We start from the raw sequence: 14,311 nt of genomic DNA, 5'->3' as shown, positions 1-14,311 counted from the left end.
CCTGGATCCGGCCGGGCAGGCGCTAGCATCGGGTTCTTGGCATGCCGACGGTTCGGACGTCGACTCGACTGCGGGCGAGGAGTTGTTGCGGTGGCGCTGGGTTCGCTTGACCTGGATGGGGCGTTTCGGGCCGCGATGGATGGTCTCGTCGTGTCCGATCGGATCGACGCGGTCGGGAGCATCGATGCCGCGTTCGGGGCGGAGTTGTTCGAATCCCAGGCCGCCAGTAGGCATCTCGATCTGGCAGCTCGGCGGTTGGGGGCCGCTCGGCAGGGTTTCTACAGCATCGGGTCTTCGGGACATGAGGGAAACGCGGCGGTGGCGGCCGCGCTGCGCGTCGATGATCCGGCGTTGTTGCACTATCGGTCGGCCGCGTTCTTCGTGCAGCGATGCCGCCAGATTCCGGGGCTGGATCCGATTCGGGATGTGCTGCTGGGGGTTGTCGCGGCGGCTGCCGATCCGATTTCCGGTGGTCGGCACAAGGTGATCGGCAGCGCGGCGGCATCGATCATTCCGCAGACCTCGACCATCGCCTCACATCTGCCGCGAGCCGTGGGGCTGGCATTCGCGGTGGATCGTGCTGCGAAGCAAGGGATTTCGTGCCGATGGCCTGCCGATGCGGTGGTGGTGTGCAGTTTCGGGGACGCGTCGGCCAATCATTCGACGGCGGTCGGGGCGGTCAACGCCGCCCTGCATGCCGCCCATCAGGGTGTGCCGATGCCGCTCGTGTTCGTCTGCGAGGACAACGGGCTCGGCATCAGTGTGCCCACCGCACCGGACTGGATCGAGCGCGCCTACGGTCCACGGCCGGGTCTCACCTACCTCGCCGCCGACGGCTGCGATCTACCCGATGTTCTCGGTGCCGCCGAAGACGCGGTGAATCTGGCACGAGCCTGGCGGGTGCCGGTCTTCCTGCACCTGCGCACTGTCCGGCTCGGTGGACATGCCGGGTCCGATGTCGAGGCCGCCTACCGTGGTCCGGCCGATATCGCCGCTGACCTGGCCCGAGATCCCCTCCTCGGCACCGCCCGCTATCTGATCGCGGCGGGTGCCGCTGACGCCGGCGACCTGCTCGAGCGCTACGAGCAGATCGGTGCCCGCGTGCGGGAGACCGCCGACGAGGTGGTTCACGAGGCTCGGCTCGATTCCGCGGCGGCCGTGATCGCGCCCCTCGCGCCGATTCACCCCACCGCCATCCGCGAGGACGTCACCCGCCCTGGTCCGTCGACTCCTGCGCCCGACTCCCGGATGACGTTGGCGCAAGCGATCAACCACACACTCGGCGAACTCCTCACCAGAGACTCCGATGTGCTGGTGTTCGGCGAGGACGTCGGCCGCAAAGGCGGCGTCTACGGGGTCACGAAGGGCCTCAGAAAGCGCTTCGGAGCACGCCGGGTCTTCGACACCCTCCTCGACGAACAGTCCGTCCTCGGCACCGCGCTCGGTACCGGGTTGGCCGGCTTCATCCCGATCCCCGAGGTCCAGTATCTGGCCTACGTCCACAATGCGGCCGATCAGATCCGCGGCGAAGCGGCCACCCTCCAATTCTTCTCGAACGGGCAGTACCGAAATCCGATGGTGGTACGCATCGCCGGCCTCGCCTACCAAAAGGGCTTCGGCGGCCACTTCCACAACGACAATTCCTTGGCGGCACTGCGCGATATCCCCGGCGTTGTCGTCGCGGTGCCCGCACGCGCCGACGACGCGGCAAACATGCTGCGCACCTGCGTCTCAGCGGCCCGAGTCGACGGCCGGGTCTGTGTGTTCGTCGAACCGATTGCGCTGTACCACACGAAAGATCTCCATCCAGGCGACGAGGCCTGGCTGGCCTCCCCTGCCACCGACCACATCCCGATCGGCACAGCACGCACCTACGGCGACGGCACCGACCTCACCATCGTCTCCTTCGGCAACGGCGTCCCGATGAGCCTGCGCACCGCGAATCGCCTTGCCGCCCAGGGAATCCACACGCGAGTACTCGACCTCCGCTGGCTCGATCCCCTACCGGCCGCCGACCTGCTCCACCACGCCGAAGCCACCGGCCGTGTGCTGGTCGCCGACGAGACCCGGCGCAGCGGAGGAGTCTCCGAGTCAGTTTTCGCGACGCTTGTCGACGCCGGTTACCAGGGCGCGCTCGCGCGGGTCACCAGTGCGGACAGCTTCATCCCGCTGGGACCGGCCGCGGACACAGTCCTGCTCGGTGAATCAGCGATCGAAGCAGCGGCCCGACGAATCGTGTCGTCGAGCTGACGCGTCAGGCGAACTTGATCTCGAGGCCGATGCCGAGGATCGCGATGAACCAGACGATGCCGACGAAGATGGTGATGCGGTCGAGGTTCTTCTCGACGACGGTGGAGCCGGACAGGCTCGACTGGACGCCGCCACCGAAGAGGCTGGACAAGCCGCCACCCTTGGCGCGGTGCAGCAGCACCAGCAGCACCAACAGCAAGCTGGTGATCACAAGGAGGATATCGAGGAACAGCGACATGGGGTTCATCCTAGGTGGTGTGGGGTCGACTGGTCTAACCAGGCTCGACTGCGACCAGGTGTGAGACCGTGTGGGGGCCTGCGGAGTACTGGGCGACGGTCTCTTCGATTTCCCGGTCACGGGCGGTCAGGCGCACCTGATGCTGGTGCATGTGCTCGGCCCAGGACCGCACGACGAAGGCTTCGACGAACCGGTCGACGGTGCCGACGTCGCGGTAGAGCCGCCATTCCATCGCGCCCGTGCGCTGCCTCGATCGCCCGACCAGCGCCATCGAGTCGGTGAAGGCGGCGACGTCGGCGGGCGGCACGTCGTAGCCGCGCATCACCAGGACGGGGCCGTCCTCGGGTTCGGGCTCGACGACGAGTTGCGGTTCGGGCCAGAACGCCGCCGGTGAGAGGTCGATCTCCTCGACGTTGTGCCGGATCGGCCACCACAGGGTGCTCACGGCACAGCACGCCAGCAGCGCGGCCGCGATCAACAGTGCCGTCACGGCACCGTAGGCACCGGCGACCAGGCCCCAGAGCAGGGAACCGATGGCCTGCCCACCCATGAACACCAGCATGTACACCGACAGCCCACGGGCGCGCACCCAGGCGGGCAGCAGCAACTGCATGGTCGAGTTCAGCGTCGCCATCGCCAGCAACCACGCGAGACCGGATCCCACCAGCAACACGAGCACCACCACCACGTGGTGGACCAGTGCGGTCGCGATCGCACCCATCCCGAACAGGACCGCCGCGAGCGCGAGCCGCTGGGTGGGGGTGAACAGGACCCGCAGGCGTGACAATCCGAGCGCGCCACACACCGCGCCGAGCCCGAGCGCGCCGAGCAGCAGACCGTAGCCGGAGGACGACAGGCCGAGTCGGTCGTGGGCGATCACCGGCAGCAGCGACCACACCGCGCTGGCGGGAGCGATGAACAGGATCGCGCGGAACAGCACCCGTCGGATCGCGGGCGCGGCTCGGATGAATCGCGTGCCCGCCTGCAAGGCCGCGAGGGGCCGTTCGCTGGGCAGCGGACTCGTTCGCGTCGGCCACTTCGACACCAGCAGCACCGCGACGATGCCGACGAACGACACCGTGTTGAACCCGAACACCACGGTCGGCCCGGCGATCGAGACGATCACGCCCGCCACCGCGGGCCCGACGGCTCGGCCGATATTGACGCTCATGCTGCCCAGCGCCGCCGCCGAGGTGATCTGGTCGCGGGGCACCAGCTCGGGCTGTACCGCCTGCCAGGCGGGCGCGGTGAGCGCCTGCCCACAGCCGAGCAGGAACAGCAGGCTGAGCAGGACCGCGGGGGTGGTGTGGCCGGTGGCGGTGAAGACGGTGAGGGTGAGCGAGGCGACCGCCATCCCGGTCTGTGCGCCGATCAGCAGCCTGCGCCGGTCGACCAGGTCGGCCAGTACGCCGGACGGGATCGACAGCAACATCACCGGCAGGGCGAGCGCGGTCTGCACGAACGACACCAGTGCCGCGGCGTTCGGTTGATCCACGAGGATCCACTGCGCGCCGACCGTCTGCATCCACGTGCCCAGATTCGACACGAGCTGGGCGATCCACAGCGCCCGGAACACCGGTGAACGCAACGGAGCCCAGGTCGAGATCCGCTCCGCCGCCACTGTGCCCACCGGTCGAGCATATCCCTGGCGACCGCCGATCCCCGGCCAGCACTCCGTGCCGGCACAGCGGGACGACGGCGGCGACGGCTTCCGCGACAGATCCCCGTGATCGGTCAGAAATACTGTGGTGCAAGACAATAGAAGAGCGAATCTTCGCTGCGGTGTTATCTTCTGGTCGCTTTCGAGCGATCAGTACAGAGCTCCCGTTTCGTTCGGCGGGCCTGCACGACACGGAGGAAAATTCGCATGACTGTCCCACCCGGCCATCCGCAGCAGCCTTATGGCCAGCAACCGCCGCCTTACGGTCAGCAGCCCTCGGGTGGCTACCCGCAGCAAGGTGGCTACCCGCCCCAGGGTGGTTACCCGCAGCCGCCGCGCAAGAAGAAGGTGTGGCCATGGGTGCTCGGCGGGGTGCTGGTGGTCCTGCTGCTGGTCGTCGGCGGATGTGTCGCGCTCGTCGGCACGGTCGCCAACGAGATCGAGAACGAGGTGAGCCGGGAGGTCACCGTCTCCTATCAGGCCGGCGGAACCGGTACCTCCACGGTCATCTACACCGATGGCAGCCTGGACGTGGTCACCGAATCCGATACCGCGCTGCCGTGGTCCAAGGACGTGACGATCACCGGGCTGGTGAAGTTCGTGTCGCTGAGCGTCATGTCGGGCATCGACGGCGGAACGGTGTCCTGCAAGATCACGGTCGGCGGCAAGGTGATCGCCGAGGATCAGGCCACCGGTCAGCTCGCCAGCGCCAGCTGCACGGGCGACGCGGGCAAGTAGTTCCGCGCCGGATCGCGACCCGCCCCGAGCATCGACGAGCGATGCCCGGGGCGGTCCGTACCATCGGCTCCATGCGGATATCACCTCGTCCTCTGGCCGCCTTGCTCGCCCTGGTCGACCTGGTGGCGGCCGGGTGCGGTTCGACCGGAACGGAACCGGTGGACGACACTGCCACGCCGATGGGCCACACCTATGTTTCCACCGAGGTCGTCGGCGACGAGATCCCGGGCGGCGGTCCGATGACGCTCGGCTTCACCGAGGGACGGATCTCGGCGAACTCGGGCTGCAACTCCGCGGGTGGCACCGTCGACCTGAGCAACCACATCCTGCACACCTCGCCACTGGCGAGCACCCTGATGGCCTGTCCCGGCGACCGCGAACGCGCCGACGCCTGGCAGAGCGACTTCCTCGAATCCGACCCCACCTGGCGCCTCGACGGTGATCGGCTGACACTGACGGGCAAGTCCGTCACCATCCATCTCACCGACAAGAAGGTCGTGACTCCCGACAAGCCGCTGACCGGCACCGCGTGGGTGGTCACCACCATGCTCACCCCGGACGCGCAGATCCGCTCGACCACGCTCGACGAGGTGAGCCCGAATCTCACCATCGGTGACGGCGGCACCGTCAACGGCTCGGCGGGCTGTAACCGGATCACCGGCACCGCGGGCGTCGGCCCCGGCGACGCGGTGAATTTCGCCGTCGCCACCACCAAGATGATGTGTGCGCCGGAGGTGATGGAGGTCGAGCAGAACGTGCTGCGCGCGCTGGACGGCCGAACCAGCGCCTCCATCGACGCCGACACCCTCACCCTGCGCAACGACAACGGCTACGGCCTCATCCTGCACGCGCGGTAGCCGCCCGCGTTCACGAAAAGCGAAGGGCCGGAAACCACTCGGTTTCCGGCCCTTCGGTATTCAGTGTTCGGTGCCCGATCAGGGCAGCGGACCGCCCGCGGCGATCGCCGACAGGGTGGCGAACTCGTCACCCTTGAGCGAAGCACCGCCGACCAGCGCGCCGTCGATATCGGTCTGCCGGATCAGCTCGCCGATGTTCTTGGCGTTCACCGAGCCGCCGTAGAGCACGCGCACGCCGGCGGCGACCTCCGGGGAAGCCAGCTTCTCCAGCTCGCCGCGGATCGCGCCGCAGACTTCCTGCGCGTCGGCCGCCGAGGCGACCTTGCCGGTGCCGATGGCCCAGACCGGCTCGTAGGCGATGACGACCTGCGAAATCTGTTCCGCCGTCAAGCCTTTGAGCGAACCACGCAGCTGCTCGAGGTTGTACTCGACGTGCGTGCCCGCCTCGCGGACGCCGAGACCCTCGCCGATGCAGACGATCGGGGTGATCTCGTTCTTCAGCGCCTGCTTGGTCTTGGCCAGCACGGTCGCGTCGTCCTCGAGGTGGTACTGACGACGCTCCGAGTGCCCGACGACCACGAAGGTGCAGCCGAGCTTGGCCAGCATGGACCCGCTGATCTCGCCGGTGTAGGCACCGGAGTCGTGCGCCGAGACATCCTGGGCGCCGTAGGTGATCAGGAGCTTGTCGCCGTCGACGATCGACTGCACACTGCGCAGATCGGTGAACGGCGGGATCACCGTCACGTCGACCTTCGCGAAGTACTTCTCGGGCAGCGCGAACGCCACCTTCTGCACCAGCGAGATGGCCTCGAGGTGGTTGAGGTTCATCTTCCAGTTGCCCGCGATGAGCGGTTTACGTGCTGCCATCGCTCAGCCCTCCAACACCGAAATACCGGGCAGCTCTTTGCCTTCCAGGTATTCCAGGGAAGCGCCGCCACCGGTGGAGATGTGGGAGAAGCCGTCATCGGGCAGACCGAGCGCACGCACGGCGGCCGCCGAGTCGCCGCCACCGACGACCGTGAACGCACCCTTGGAGGTAGCGGTGACGATGGCTTCGGCGACACCACGGGTACCCGCGGCGAACTTCTCGAACTCGAACACGCCCATCGGGCCGTTCCAGAACACCGTCTCGGCCTCGGTCAGCAGCGCTGCGAATCGCGACACCGACTCGGGGCCGATGTCCAGGCCGAGCCAGCCGTCGGGGATCTCGGTCGACGCGACGGTCTCGGTGTCGGCGTCGGCCGCGAACTTGTCGGCCACCACGATGTCGACCGGCAGGTGCAGCACGTCGCCGAAGCGCTCGAGCAGATCCTTGCAGGTGTCGATCATCTCGGCCTGCAGCAGCGAGCCGCCGACCGGAAGACCTTGCGCGGCAAGGAAGGTGAAGCACATGCCGCCGCCGATCACCAGGGTGTCGACCTTGGGGGCCAGCGCCTCGATCACCGCGAGCTTGTCGGAGACCTTGGAGCCACCGAGCACCACCGCGTACGGGCGGGCCGGGTCCTGGGTGAGCTTCTGCAGCACCTCGACCTCGGCCGCGACCAGCGTGCCCGCGTAGTGCGGGAGCTGCTGGGCCACGTCGTAGACCGACGCCTGCTTGCGGTGCACCACGCCGAAACCGTCGGAGACGAACGCACCGTCGTCGCCGACCAGCTCGACGAACGCCGCGGCGAGCTTGGCCCGCTCCGACTCGTCCTTGCTGGTCTCGCGCGGATCGAAGCGCACGTTCTCCAGCAGCAGCACGTCGCCGTCGGTGAGGCCCTCCGAGCGCGAGAGCGCGTCGTAGCCCACCACGTCACCGGCCAGCTGGACATTGCGACCCAGCAGCTCGGCCAGTTTCGCCGCCACCGGGGCGAGCGAGAACTTGGCATCGGGCTCACCCTTGGGGCGGCCCAGGTGTGCCATCACGACCACCTTGGCGCCGGCCTCGACCAGCGCTTGAATCGTGGGCACCGAGGCGATGATGCGGCCCGGGTCGGTGATCTGACCGTTGTCGTCGAGGGGAACGTTCAGGTCGGAGCGCACGAGCACGCCCCGACCCTCGACACCCTCGGCCAGGAGATCCTGCAGTGTCTGAACTGTCATCGCGGTCAGAGCGACTTGCCGACGAGATCGACCAGGTTGGCCAAGCGGTTCGAGTAGCCCCACTCGTTGTCGTACCAGGAGACGACCTTGACCTGGTTGTCGATGACCTTGGTCAGCGGCGCGTCGTAGATCGACGAGTGCGGGTCGGTGACGATGTCACTGGACACGATCGGGTCCTCGTTGTACTTGAGGATGCCCTTCATCGGGCCCTCGGCGGCGGCCTTCATCGCGGCGTTGATCTCTTCGATGGTGGCCGGCTTCGCCAGGGTGGCGGTGAGGTCGGTGACCGAGCCCGTCGGAACCGGAACGCGCAGCGCGTAGCCGTCGAGCTTGCCCTGCAGCTCGGGCAGCACCAGGCCGATGGCCTTGGCGGCACCGGTGCCGGTGGGCACGATGTTCAGGGCAGCGGCGCGGGCGCGACGCAGGTCCTTGTGCGGCGCGTCCTGCAGGTTCTGATCCTGGGTGTAGGCGTGAATGGTGGTCATCAGGCCGTTCACGATGCCGAACGAGTCGTTGAGCACCTTGGCGATCGGGCCGAGGCAGTTCGTGGTGCACGACGCGTTGGAGATGATGTTCTGGCTGCCGTCGTACTTGTCGTCGTTGACGCCCATCACGATGGTGATGTCGTCGCCGGTGGCAGGCGCGGAGATGATGACCTTCTTGGCGCCGGCGGACAGGTGGCCCTTGGCCTTCTCCGCGGCCGTGAAGATGCCGGTCGACTCGACGACCACGTCGACGTTCAGGTCGGCCCACGGCAGTGCCGAGGGGCCTTCCTTGATCGCGAGCGCCTTGATGCGCTGCTCGCCGACCACGATGGTGTCGCCCTCGACGGAGACGTCCTGCGGCAGACGACCCAGGATCGAGTCGTACTTCAGCAGGGTGGCGAGGGTGTTGATGTCGGTGAGGTCGTTGACCGCGACGATCTCGATATCGGTCTCGCCGACGGCCTTCAGCGCCTCCACCGCACGGAAGAAATTACGTCCGATACGACCGAAGCCGTTGATACCTACCCGGACAGTCACGTTATCGCTCCTCAGCTTTCAAGCGGATTCATTCCGACGGTAACCACAGTAGTAGCCGCGCCAGCCTTCACGACAGCCACCTGTGAGTTGTGAGCTCCCCGGCCTCAGGCCTGCGGAGACCCCAGAATAGAGGGCAGAGCGGTCATGTATGACCGCTCTGCACTAATCGTCGGATTCGCCACACCTTTCGGCGTGCGGAGTCTGTTGCTGTTCCTACTACGCGTCGTCGAGCAGCTCCGCTGTCACCGCGGACTCGGTATCGGGGATGCCGAGATCCTTGGCGCGCCGGTCGGCCATCGACAGCAATCGCCGGATCCGGCCCGCGACAGCATCTTTGGTCATCGGCGGATCGGCCAGCTGACCGAGTTCCTCCAGGGATGCCTGCCGATGCTGCACCCGCAGCCTGCCCGCCGCGGCGAGATGCTCGGGAACATCGTCGGCGAGGATCTCGAGCGCCCGTTCGACCCGCGCCGCCGCCGCGACGGCCGCGCGCGCCGAGCGACGCAGGTTCGCGTCGTCGAAGTTGGCGAGCCGGTTGGCGGTGGCCCGCACCTCGCGGCGCATCCGACGTTCTTCCCAGGTGAGCCTGGTGTCCTGCGCGCCCATCCGGGTGAGCAGGGCGCCGATCGCCTCGCCGTCACGCACCACGACCCGGTCCGTGCCGCGCACTTCCCGCGCCTTGGCGGTGATGCCGAGCCTGCGCGCCGCGCCGACCAGTGCCAATGCCGCCTCCGGACCGGGGCAACTCACCTCGAGCGCCGAGGAACGACCCGGCTCGGTGAGCGAGCCGTGCGCGAGAAACGCGCCACGCCATGCCGCTTCGGCGTCACCGATGCTGCCGCCGACCACCTGCGCGGGCAGCCCGCGCACGGGGCGGCCGCGCACATCGAGCAATCCGGTCTGGCGCGCCAGCGCCTCGCCTTCCTTCGACACGCGCACCACGTAGCGGGAAGTCTTGCGTAGCCCACCCGCGCCGAGCACGTGCACGTCGGAGCCGTATCCGTACAGCTCGAAAATCTCTCTGCGCAGTCGCCGGGCGATGGACCCCATGTCCACCTCGGCTTCCACGATCACCCTGCCCCCCACGATGTGCAGACCGCCCGCAAACCGCAGCAACGCCGACAGCTCCGCTTTACGCGAGCTGACCTGCGACACCACGAGCCTGCTCAGCTCGTCCTTCACCTCGGCTGTCATCGCCACGAGACGCGCTCCTTTCCCACCGACCCCGAACGCTCATCTGGAACACTGTGCACATCTGAGGCACTGTGCCGTCTCTCGAATCGAAGCCCAGTCAGTTGCGGCCGCGGCGACCGGACCAGCTGATCCAGTGCGGCGGCAAGTTTTCCGGGATGATGCCGATCCGTTCCCGGCTCGGCGACATCGCAGAACGTTACCCGTGCCCGCAACTGTTCGGCGGCTCTTGCCACATGTTCCCGTTGCCGCCCCTCCGGCACCGACGCCGAGTCGACGAGCACATCGTCGACCGCGAAATCCGGTGCGTGCTGGGACAATACATGCAGATGGCGCTCCGCGGAAAAGCCGGCTGTCTCGCCGGGCTCCGCCGCCAGATTCAGCACGAGCACCTTGCGTGCCCGCGTGCGCACCAGCGCCGCGTGCAGTTGCGGCACCAGGACATGCGGAATGACGCTGGTGAACCACGAACCCGGTCCCAGCACAACAACATCCGCGTCGTCGATCGCCGAGGTCGCCTCGGGGCTGGCGGGCGGATCGGACGGAATCAGCCGCACCCGCCGGACCTTACCCGGCGTGGTCGCCACCGCAACCTGACCGCGCACGCACCGGCCGATCCGCGGGTCCGACTCCAGGCCCGATACTTCGGCCTCGATGTCGAGCGGAATCGGCGACATCGGCAGCACCCGGCCGGTGATCCGCAGCAGCCTGCCCACCTCGTCGAGCGCGGCCACCGGATCACCGAGGATGTCGGTGAGCCCGGCCAGGATCAGATTGCCCACCGAGTGCCCGGCGAGCGCGCCGGTGCCGCCGAAGCGGTGCTGCACCGTCGTGGTCCACACCCCGTCGGCGTCATCGGACAGCGCTGCCAGGGCCATCCGCAGATCACCCGGCGGCAGCATGCCCAGCTCGGCGCGCAGCCGACCGGAGGACCCACCGTCGTCGGCGACGGTGACGACGGCGGTGATCCGCCGCGTCAGCCTGCGCACGGCCGTCAATGTCGCGTACAGCCCATGCCCGCCGCCCAGCGCGACGACGGCTGGGTCGGCTTCGATTCCACTCATTCGCGCCCCAGATCCCGGTGGACGACGCGCACGACGTCCACCGCCACGTGCCCGGTATCGGCGCCGATGCGCTCACCCAGTGCCTCGGCGATAGCGACGCTGCGATGTTTGCCGCCGGTGCACCCGACTGCCACGGTCATGTATCGCTTCCCCTCTTGGCGGTATCCGGTCGTCGTCAGGTCGACCAGGTGTTTGCCGGTCTGCAGGTAGTCCCGCGCACCCGGCCTGGACAGCACGTAGTCGCTGACCACCGACTCCTGTCCTGTGTGTTCCCGCAATTCCGGAATCCAATGCGGGTTGGGCAGGAATCGCACGTCCAACACCATGTCGGCGTCGAGGGGAACACCGTACTTGAAGCCGAAGGACTGCACAGTCAGTTGCAGTGCGGCTGGCGCGCCCGCGCCGTATGCCTCCTCCAGCTTGCGGTGCAGCTGGTGGATCGAGAGCTCGGTGGTGTCGATGACGAGGTCGGCGGCCCCCTTGACCGGGGCCAGCCTGGCTCGTTCGGCGGTCAGACCGGCCGAGAGCGTCCCATCGGGGCTGTCGCTCTGCAGCGGATGACGGCGCCGGGCGAAGCCGAACCGCCGGATCAGCACGTCGTCGGAGGCCTCGAGGAACAGCACTCTGGTGCGGATGCCGGCGCCGCGCAACTGCTCGGTGACACCGGAGAGCTCGCCGGTGAAGAACCGGCTGCGCACGTCCATGACCAGCGCGAGCCGCCGGATCGGCGGGTCCGCCGCGGCGCCCAGCTCGATCATTCGCCCGATCAGCTCGGGCGGTAGGTTGTCGGTCACGTACCAGCCGAGGTCCTCCAGCACGCGCGCGGCAGTGCCGCGACCCGCGCCGGACAAGCCGGTCACGATGACCACTTCTACTGGTTGCTGTGTGTCGGTGACCGTCCCGGATTGCCCGGGTGCCGCCCCCGCATTGTTATTCGATTCGACGCGTGTCATGTCCTACCGGATCCGTTTCTGGGTGCCTTTCGATCATCCCGCACCGGTTCGGGTATCGGGCGCAGACACACAACGTACGGCACACGCAATGTTGCGTCCTGCGATACCGGCCGTCGGCGGGTTACGGACTGTTGAGTGCCTCGAGCACCGCTTTCGCCGTCGAGACCCCGATACCGGGCACCGAGGTTATCTCCTCGACAGTCGCGTCCTTGATTCTGGCGACCGAGCCGAAGTGGGTGACCAAGGCGGTTCGCCTCGTCTCACCGAGGCCCGGCACCGAATCCAACGCCGACGCCGTCATCCGGCGTGAGCGTTTGCTGCGGTGGAAGGTGATGGCGAAGCGGTGGGCTTCATCGCGCACGCGTTGCAGCAGGAACAGCGCCTCGCTGTTGCGCGGCATGATCACCGGGTCTGCTTCGCCGGGCACCCAGACCTCTTCGAGGCGTTTGGCCAGACCGATCACCGCGACATCGGTGATGCCGAGTTCGTCGAGGACCTCGGCGGCGGCGGCGACCTGGGGTGCGCCGCCGTCGACGACGTAGAGGTTGGGCGGGTAGGCGAAGCGGCGCGGTCGGCCGGTGGTGGGGTCGATGCCGGGGCGTGAGGCGGGTTCGTCGACCTCGTCGGGTTCGATCTCCACGGGTTGTTCGCGGTCGCGGGCCAGCCGGGCGAAGCGGCGGCGGGTCACCTCGGCGATGCTGCCGACATCGTCGGAGCGGCCGTCGCCCGCGGCTTCCTTGATCGCGTAGTGGCGGTAGTCGGACTTGCGGGCCAGGCCGTCTTCGAAGACCACCAGCGAGGCGACGACGTCGGTGCCCTGCACGTGGCTGATGTCGACGCATTCGATCCGCAGCGGGGCGCTGTCGAGTTCGAGTGCGTCCTGAATGTCTTGCAGCGCTTGCGATCTCGACGTGAGGTCACCGGCCCGGCGGAGCTTGTGCTGAGCCAGCGCCTCGGCGGCGTTGCGCTGCACCGTCTCGGCGAGAGCCTTCTTGTCGCCGCGCTGCGGGATGCGCAGCGAGACCGCGGAGCCGCGCATCTTGCTGAGCCACTCCCCGATCTCCTCGGCGTCGGCGGGCAGTTCGGGGACCAGCACTTCCCGTGGGACGACGATGGCGGCGTCACCGTTCTGGTCCGCCATGGCCGCCTGCTCGCCGTAGAACTGGGTGAGGAACTGTTCCACCAGGGCAGCCATCTCGGTTCCCGATTCCGCGACATCGAGCGCGTCACCGGATTTGTCGACGACCCAGCCGCGCTGGCCGCGGACGCGTCCGTCGCGAACGTGAAAGATCTGGACCGCGGCTTCCAGTTCGTCGGTGGCGAAGGCGATCACATCGGCGTCGGTGCCGGTGCCGAGCACCACGGCCTGCTTTTCGAGGGCGCGGCGCAGTGCCTGCACGTCGTCGCGCAAGCGGGCGGCGTTCTCGAAGTCGAGGTCTTCGGCGGCCTCGTGCATGCGGCGTTCGAGTGCGCGCACCATCTTGTCGGTCTTGCCGGACAGGAAGTCGCAGAAGTCCTCGACGATCTGGCGGTGCTCGTCGGCGCTGACCCGGCCCACGCACGGCGCGGAACACTTGTCGATATAGCCGAGCAGGCACGGACGCCCGATCTGGCTGTGCCGCTTGAAAACTCCGTTGGAGCAGGTTCGCGCCGGGAACACCCGCAGCAACAGGTCGAGGGTCTCGCGAATCGCCCAGGCGTGCGCGTAAGGACCGAAGTAGCGCACGCCCTTCTTGCGCGCGCCCCGGTAGACGAACAGTCGCGGATACTCCTCGTTGAGGGTCACCGCGAGCACCGGATAGGTCTTGTCGTCGCGGTATCGGACGTTGAATCGCGGATCGAATTCCTTGATCCAGTTGTACTCGAGCTGCAGCGCCTCCACCTCGGTGGACACCACCGTCCACTCGACAGCGGCCGCCGTGGTGACCATCTGCTTGGTGCGCGGATGCAACGAGTACACATCGGCGAAGTAGGAGTTCAGCCGACTGCGCAGACTCTTCGCCTTACCCACATAGATGACCCGCCCGTGCACGTCCCGGAACTTGTACACACCGGGTTCGACGGGAATCGTGCCCGGCGCCGGCCGGTACGTCGCGGGATCTGCCACCCATCCAGCCTAGCGAGGGGCCCCGACAGGTCCGCACTGCCGAGGTATCAACCGGCGCAGCAGCCCTACACGGACGAGCGAGGTCGCCGGGGTGAGCTGTGCGACTGCCTGTGTAGCGTGAGGGCTCGGATTATGTGCCCGAAAGG

The 14,311-nt window shown here is 67.7% G+C and carries 12 protein-coding genes; 3 read left to right on the top strand and 9 right to left on the bottom strand.

Annotated features, from left to right (window positions below; translation table 11 throughout):
* Positions 1-135 precede the first annotated feature (135 nt).
* On the top strand, positions 136-2,250 hold the full coding sequence (locus tag ACFVVI_RS03685) for a thiamine pyrophosphate-dependent enzyme (protein ID WP_387444449.1): 2,115 nt from the start codon (positions 136-138) through the stop codon (positions 2,248-2,250).
* A gap of 4 nt (positions 2,251-2,254) precedes the next feature.
* Here ACFVVI_RS03685 and secG read toward each other — a convergent pair whose 3' ends face one another.
* The gene (secG, locus tag ACFVVI_RS03680; protein ID WP_101468684.1) at positions 2,255-2,488 is read right to left on the bottom strand and encodes a preprotein translocase subunit SecG; all 234 of its coding nucleotides are present in this window, start codon (positions 2,486-2,488) and stop codon (positions 2,255-2,257) included.
* A 34-nt stretch (positions 2,489-2,522) separates the two neighbouring features.
* The gene (locus ACFVVI_RS03675; RefSeq protein WP_378989090.1) at positions 2,523-4,118 is read right to left on the bottom strand and encodes an MFS transporter; all 1,596 of its coding nucleotides are present in this window, start codon (positions 4,116-4,118) and stop codon (positions 2,523-2,525) included.
* A gap of 237 nt (positions 4,119-4,355) precedes the next feature.
* Between ACFVVI_RS03675 and ACFVVI_RS03670 the strand changes: the two genes are divergently transcribed.
* Positions 4,356-4,886 carry an MmpS family transport accessory protein gene (locus ACFVVI_RS03670; protein WP_378627072.1) on the top strand — a complete coding sequence of 177 codons (531 nt, stop codon included), beginning with the start codon at positions 4,356-4,358 and terminating at the stop codon, positions 4,884-4,886.
* A 71-nt stretch (positions 4,887-4,957) separates the two neighbouring features.
* Positions 4,958-5,743, top strand: a complete 786-nt coding sequence (locus tag ACFVVI_RS03665; RefSeq protein WP_387442952.1) for an META domain-containing protein — start codon at positions 4,958-4,960, stop codon at positions 5,741-5,743.
* 78 nt (positions 5,744-5,821) lie between these two features.
* Here the strand turns inward: ACFVVI_RS03665 and tpiA are convergent, their stop codons facing one another.
* The 7 genes from tpiA to uvrC all read right to left on the bottom strand — a co-directional run bounded on the left by tpiA (position 5,822) and on the right by uvrC (position 14,165).
* A complete protein-coding gene (tpiA, locus tag ACFVVI_RS03660; protein ID WP_387442950.1) occupies positions 5,822-6,610 on the bottom strand; it encodes a triose-phosphate isomerase in 789 nt (262 codons plus the stop codon).
* A gap of 3 nt (positions 6,611-6,613) precedes the next feature.
* Positions 6,614-7,828: a phosphoglycerate kinase gene (locus ACFVVI_RS03655; protein WP_378989087.1), complete on the bottom strand. Its 1,215-nt coding sequence runs from the start codon at positions 7,826-7,828 to the stop codon at positions 6,614-6,616.
* A gap of 5 nt (positions 7,829-7,833) precedes the next feature.
* Positions 7,834-8,850, bottom strand: coding sequence for a type I glyceraldehyde-3-phosphate dehydrogenase (gene gap / locus ACFVVI_RS03650; RefSeq protein WP_056810475.1), 1,017 nt, complete (start codon positions 8,848-8,850; stop codon positions 7,834-7,836).
* Positions 8,851-9,066: 216 nt separating this feature from the next.
* Positions 9,067-10,050 (bottom strand): DNA-binding protein WhiA, encoded by a 984-nt coding sequence (gene whiA / locus ACFVVI_RS03645; protein WP_101467118.1) that lies wholly within the window; start codon positions 10,048-10,050, stop codon positions 9,067-9,069.
* Positions 10,041-11,105: a uridine diphosphate-N-acetylglucosamine-binding protein YvcK gene (yvcK, locus tag ACFVVI_RS03640; protein WP_387442946.1), complete on the bottom strand. Its 1,065-nt coding sequence runs from the start codon at positions 11,103-11,105 to the stop codon at positions 10,041-10,043. The genes whiA and yvcK overlap by 10 nt, the downstream gene beginning before the upstream one ends.
* On the bottom strand, positions 11,102-12,058 hold the full coding sequence (rapZ, locus tag ACFVVI_RS03635; protein ID WP_358062678.1) for an RNase adapter RapZ: 957 nt from the start codon (positions 12,056-12,058) through the stop codon (positions 11,102-11,104). The genes yvcK and rapZ overlap by 4 nt, the downstream gene beginning before the upstream one ends.
* A gap of 121 nt (positions 12,059-12,179) precedes the next feature.
* On the bottom strand, positions 12,180-14,165 hold the full coding sequence (gene uvrC, locus ACFVVI_RS03630; protein WP_387442943.1) for an excinuclease ABC subunit UvrC: 1,986 nt from the start codon (positions 14,163-14,165) through the stop codon (positions 12,180-12,182).
* Between the last annotated feature and the right edge of the window lie 146 nt (positions 14,166-14,311).

Origin of the sequence: Nocardia sp. NPDC058114 (assembly GCF_042884695.1) — a bacterium.
In the GTDB taxonomy this organism is placed as follows: domain Bacteria; phylum Actinomycetota; class Actinomycetes; order Mycobacteriales; family Mycobacteriaceae; genus Nocardia.
Note: the sequence above shows the minus strand (reverse complement) of the source record. Positions and strands in the feature narration are given on the sequence as shown.

Excerpts from the sequence above, each read along its gene's own strand:
- ACFVVI_RS03685 (WP_387444449.1), top strand. The coding sequence starts at position 136 with ATGGATGGTCTCGTCGTGTCCGATCGGATCGACGCGGTCGGGAGCATC.
- secG (WP_101468684.1), bottom strand. The coding sequence starts at position 2,488 with ATGTCGCTGTTCCTCGATATCCTCCTTGTGATCACCAGCTTGCTGTTG.
- ACFVVI_RS03670 (WP_378627072.1), top strand. The coding sequence starts at position 4,356 with ATGACTGTCCCACCCGGCCATCCGCAGCAGCCTTATGGCCAGCAACCG.
- ACFVVI_RS03665 (WP_387442952.1), top strand. The coding sequence starts at position 4,958 with ATGCGGATATCACCTCGTCCTCTGGCCGCCTTGCTCGCCCTGGTCGAC.
- tpiA (WP_387442950.1), bottom strand. The coding sequence starts at position 6,610 with ATGGCAGCACGTAAACCGCTCATCGCGGGCAACTGGAAGATGAACCTC.
- ACFVVI_RS03655 (WP_378989087.1), bottom strand. The coding sequence starts at position 7,828 with ATGACAGTTCAGACACTGCAGGATCTCCTGGCCGAGGGTGTCGAGGGT.
- yvcK (WP_387442946.1), bottom strand. The coding sequence starts at position 11,105 with ATGAGTGGAATCGAAGCCGACCCAGCCGTCGTCGCGCTGGGCGGCGGG.
- rapZ (WP_358062678.1), bottom strand. The coding sequence starts at position 12,058 with ATGACACGCGTCGAATCGAATAACAATGCGGGGGCGGCACCCGGGCAA.